The sequence below is a fragment of the Streptomyces sp. SID1328 genome (genome assembly GCF_009865595.1).
In the GTDB taxonomy this organism is placed as follows: Bacteria; Actinomycetota; Actinomycetes; order Streptomycetales; family Streptomycetaceae; genus Streptomyces; species Streptomyces griseoluteus.
The window spans coordinates 1-4,566 of record NZ_WWKH01000669.1 but is presented as its reverse complement, the minus strand read 5'-3'; the positions used below and the strand labels follow the sequence as shown (position 1 = coordinate 4,566).

3 protein-coding genes and 1 pseudogene are annotated in these 4,566 nt (G+C 72.6%); 2 read left to right on the top strand and 2 right to left on the bottom strand.

Annotated elements, in window-relative coordinates; all coding sequences use genetic code 11:
- The coding region (locus GT030_RS21630; protein ID WP_161202522.1) for a protein kinase at positions 1–1,581 on the bottom strand (1,581 nt) is incomplete at its 3' end.
- A gap of 358 nt (positions 1,582–1,939) precedes the next feature.
- Between GT030_RS21630 and GT030_RS21625 the strand changes: the two genes are divergently transcribed.
- Positions 1,940–3,550: a protein kinase gene (locus tag GT030_RS21625; protein ID WP_161202521.1), complete on the top strand. Its 1,611-nt coding sequence runs from the start codon at positions 1,940–1,942 to the stop codon at positions 3,548–3,550.
- Positions 3,551–3,609: 59 nt separating this feature from the next.
- Here GT030_RS21625 and GT030_RS21620 read toward each other — a convergent pair whose 3' ends face one another.
- Positions 3,610–4,149, bottom strand: a complete 540-nt coding sequence (locus GT030_RS21620) for a bacterial proteasome activator family protein (protein WP_161202520.1) — start codon at positions 4,147–4,149, stop codon at positions 3,610–3,612.
- Positions 4,150–4,261: 112 nt separating this feature from the next.
- Between GT030_RS21620 and GT030_RS21615 the strand changes: the two are divergent.
- Positions 4,262–4,566 (top strand): annotated as a pseudogene (locus tag GT030_RS21615) (hypothetical protein); the annotation flags it as partial.

Sequence of the window (4,566 nt, the reverse complement as noted above, 5' to 3'; positions counted from 1 at the left end):
GGCACCGGCCGTGGTGCCCTGGTCGGTGCCGCCCGCGTTGCCCGTGCCGTCCGTGGTGCCCGCGTCCGTGCCGCCGCCGGACGCGTCGCCCGTGGCGGGCGGCGAGGTCTGCGGGGCGCTCGGCTGCTCGGAGGTCTGCTGGTCGGTCGGCTCCTCCGACGGCTGGGCCGTACCGGGGTCGGTCGGCCGGTAGGACGGGGTGTAGTTCGAGCCGTTGTTCCAGCCCGAGCCGCCCTGGGTGGCCGGATCGTCCGTCGGCTCCTTGGAGGTGCCGTCGCTCGGCGTCTCGGAGGCCTTGTCGTCCTTGTGCGTCTGTGAGTGCGTCGGGGTCGGCTTGGTGCCCTTGCCCTCGTCGCCGCCGGTGTTGTTCAGCGCGAGCGCGACACCGGCCACGACCGCCACCAGGGCGAGCGCGGCCAGCACCAGGAGCTTGCCCCTGCCGCTGCCCTTGTTGCCGTGGCCCTCGAAGCCGCCGTCGTCGCCGCTCCCGTACCCGCCGGGCAGGATCGGCTGCGGGATCTGCGTGGTGCCGCCGCCGTAGCCGCCGGACTGGGGCATCACGGTGGTGCCCGCGTAGCCGCCGGGCGGCGTCGGCGCGCCCGCGGCGGCGTCCACCGGGCCGGTGTTCCAGGTGCCGGAGTGGGCGCCCTGGTCGTACAGCATCTGCAGGCCGTACTGGATCAGGCCGCGCATCTCCTCGGCCGTCTGGAAGCGGTCGTCCGGCTCCTTGGCGAGGGAGCGCATGACCAGGCCGTCCAGCTCGGGCGGGCAGCCGGCGGTGACCTGCGAGGGCGGCACCGGCATGTCCTGGACGTGCTGGTAGACCACCGACAGCGGGGTCTCACCGGTGAAGGGGGGCCGCAGCGCGAGGAGTTCGTAGAGCAGGCAGCCGGTGGCGTACAGGTCGGAGCGGTGGTCGACCGCCTTGCCGAGCGCCTGTTCCGGGGAGAGGTACTGCGGGGTGCCCATGACCATGCCGGTCTGGGTCATCGTCGTGGAGGCGCCGTGCAGGGCGCGGGCGATGCCGAAGTCCATCACCTTGACCGCGCCGTTGTCGGTGATGATGACGTTGGCGGGCTTGATGTCGCGGTGCACGATGCCGTGCTGGTGCGAGTAGGCGAGCGCGTCCAGCACCCCGGAGACGATGATCAGGGCCTGCTCGGGGCCCGGCGCGTCCGCGTCGACCAGCAGCTCACGGATGGTGCGGCCCTCGACCAGCTCCATCACGATGTACGGCACGGCCTGGCCGTTCACCTGGTCCTCGCCGGAGTCGTACACGGCGACGATCGAGTGGTGGTTGAGCCCGGCCACCGACTGGGCCTCGCGCGTGAAGCGGGCCTTGGAGGTGGGGTCCTCGGCGAGGTCGGCGCGCAGCAGCTTGACCGCGACCGTGCGGCCGAGCCGGACGTCCTCGGCCGCGAACACCTCGGCCATGCCGCCCCGGCCGAGCCGGTGGGTGAGCCGGTAGCGGCCGTCGCCGACGAGCCCGCCGTTGCCCCAGTTCTCCGGCGCCTCCGCCATGCCGCCGCCGGCCGCCGCCTCGGGGTCGGACGGGCCTTGGGCGCCGTGCGTCTGTGCCATCGGTCCTCGCCGTCGTTTCTGCCCGCGATGCGCGCGGTGTTGATACGGACTCCGTCGGCCACGCTACAGCCTCGCCGGTGGCCGCCGGTCCCGATCCGGCACCGGGACGGGCCCAGGACGGACCGGCCATGAAACCCGCAGCACAGGCCCTCGTGCAAATTCCGTGCACCGGTCGTACGCCTGCTGTAACGCTTGCGCGACGCTTCTTTCGCGTACGGTCACGGAACGGGCACCGGGCTTGACGTGTCCGTGCCCTCGGGCAGACTTGGCCGAGAATGACACATTCGATCAAGGCAGGTGCCGCGCGGCGCGTGTCCGGTCGATGACGGCTCCGACGGGCCATGGGGGACACGGAACGATGAGCCAGGACGGCGCACAGGGCGGCCGGTACACGGGGCGGGCACTGGCCGGTGGCCGTTACCGGCTCCAGGACCTGCTCGGCGAGGGCGGCATGGCCGCCGTGCACCTGGCCCACGACTCGGTGCTGGACCGCCAGGTGGCCATCAAGACCCTGCACACCGAGCTGGGCCGGGAGCAGGCGTTCCGCGAGCGGTTCCGCCGCGAGGCCCAGGCCGTGGCCAAGCTCACGCACACCAACATCGTCTCCGTCTTCGACACCGGCGAGGACGAAGCGGACGGCATGCCCTACATCGTCATGGAGTACGTGGAGGGCCGCCCGCTCGGCTCCGTGCTCGCCGACGACGTACGGCAGTTCGGCGCGATGCCCGCCGACAAGGCCCTGAGGATCACCGCGGACGTGCTGGCCGCGCTGGAGATCAGCCACGAGAAGGGGCTGGTCCACCGGGACATCAAGCCGGGCAACGTGATGACCACCAAGCGCGGCGTGGTGAAGGTGATGGACTTCGGCATCGCGCGGGCCATGCAGTCCGGGGTCACCTCGATGACGCAGACCGGCATGGTCGTCGGCACCCCGCAGTACCTCTCCCCCGAGCAGGCCCTCGGCCGCGGGGTGGACGCCCGCTCCGACCTGTACTCGGTCGGCATCATGCTGTTCCAGCTCGTCACCGGCCGGCTGCCGTTCGACGCGGACTCGCCGCTGGCCATCGCCTACGCGCACGTCCAGGAGGAGCCGGTCGCCCCCTCCTCGATCAACCGCGCGCTGCCCCCGGCGGTGGACGCCCTGGTGGCCCGCGCGCTGAAGAAGAACCCCAACGAACGCTTCCCCACCGCCGAGGCGATGCGCGAGGAGTGCCTGCGGGTGGGCGCCTCGCTCCAGCAGGCGGCGCCGAGCATCGTGCCGGGCGCGGGTCCGGCGCAGAGCGGCTCGGGCGTGGGCTCGGCGGTGTTCCCGCCGGTCGACCACACGGCCCCGCGGCCCCATCCCGGCCAGGTGCAGCAGCCGTACCAGCCGACGCCGAACCCGTACGGCACCCCGCCCCCGTCCTACGGCTACCCCCAGCAGGGCGGCTACCCGACCCCGCCCGCGTACGGCGGGCAGCCGGCGCCCGCCTACGGGGCCCAGCCGCCGACCGCGGTGCCCTCCTCCGGGGGCGGCGGCGGCCGGAACAACAAGCCGGTGCTGATCGGCTCGGTCGCGGTGGCCGCGGTGCTGATCGCGGGCCTGCTGATCGCGCTCAACATGAACAAGAAGGACGACACCACGGCCGGCGGCGACGGCTCCCCCAGCGCCTCCACCTCCTCGCACGCCTCCGGCTACCGGGGCCCGGACACCTCGCGCACGATCGACGACACCGAGTGCACCGAGCCGCAGGAGTCGTACAACGACGAGAAGAAGATCCGGCTGCCCGACTTCCGGTACAAGAACATCGACTCCGTGAAGGCGTGCTTCCAGGCCGCGAGCTGGCAGTACAAGGTGAAGAAGGAAGACAACAACACCTGGGGCGACGGGACGGTCCTCGACCAGTTCCCCGCGCCGGGCACGGACGTCGACCCGAAGAACATGGGCGAGGTCTCGCTGAACGTCTCCACGGGCGAGCCGCCGCAGTAGGCGTCCTGCGAGAAGGGCCCGGCGGATCGCTTCCGCCGGGCCCTTCTCGCAGGACGTGTCTACAGGTACGGGCCGCCCGAGCGGCCGCCGGTGTGCTGCTCCTCGGCGCCCTCCGGGACACTGCCCGGCGGGAGCGCGCGCCGCATCTGCTCCAACTGGGCGCGGGCGGCCATCTGCTGGGCGAACAGCGTGGTCTGGATGCCGTGGAAGAGGCCCTCCAGCCAGCCGACCAGCTGGGCCTGGGCGATCCGCAGCTCGGCGTCGCTCGGCGTCGCGTCGTCGGTGAAGGGCAGCGACAGCCGCTCCAGCTCCGCCACCAGCTCCGGCGCGAGGCCGTCCTCCAGCTCCTTGACCGAGCTGGCGTGGATCTCCTTCAGCCGGACCCGGCTCGCCTCGTCCAGAGGAGCGGCGCGCACCTCCTCCAGCAACTGCTTGATCATGCTGCCGATCCGCATGACCTTCGCCGGCTGCTCCACCTGGTCCGTCACCGGGATCTCGCGGGAGCCCTCGTTCGTGCCGCCACCGAGCGCCATCCCGTCCTGGCCCACGACGAGGATCTGGGGGTTCTCGGGCGACCGTTCGTTCCTCGGCATCTCCATGCCGTCATTCTCTCGCACCCGCCCACCCCATCACCGCCGGACCCCCGCGTGCCGGTGATCCGGCGTACCGCCTCCTACGGCCCAACCCGGAATGCCGGGTGTGCCATGAAATGTGAGGCTGGATTCCTTCTTCCCCGGCATTTCCCCGGAGGTCACCGACGTGACTCCATGGCTGCGACTCACGCTCCGTCTGGTGCGGGTGCTGCTCGTCCTGGCGACGACGGCCACGCCCGTGTGCGGCACCGCGACCGCGTACGGCGCGGAGAGCCCCCCGCCGGGTTCGCCCACCCCGTCCGGCCGCTCCTCCGCCCCCGCCGTACGGGCCCGGAACGCCGCCGACACCGCCTCGCCGTCCCCGACCGTCTCCAAGCCCGCGCGGGCCGGGAGCCGGGGCGGGGAGGGGCGGATGCGGCCGGG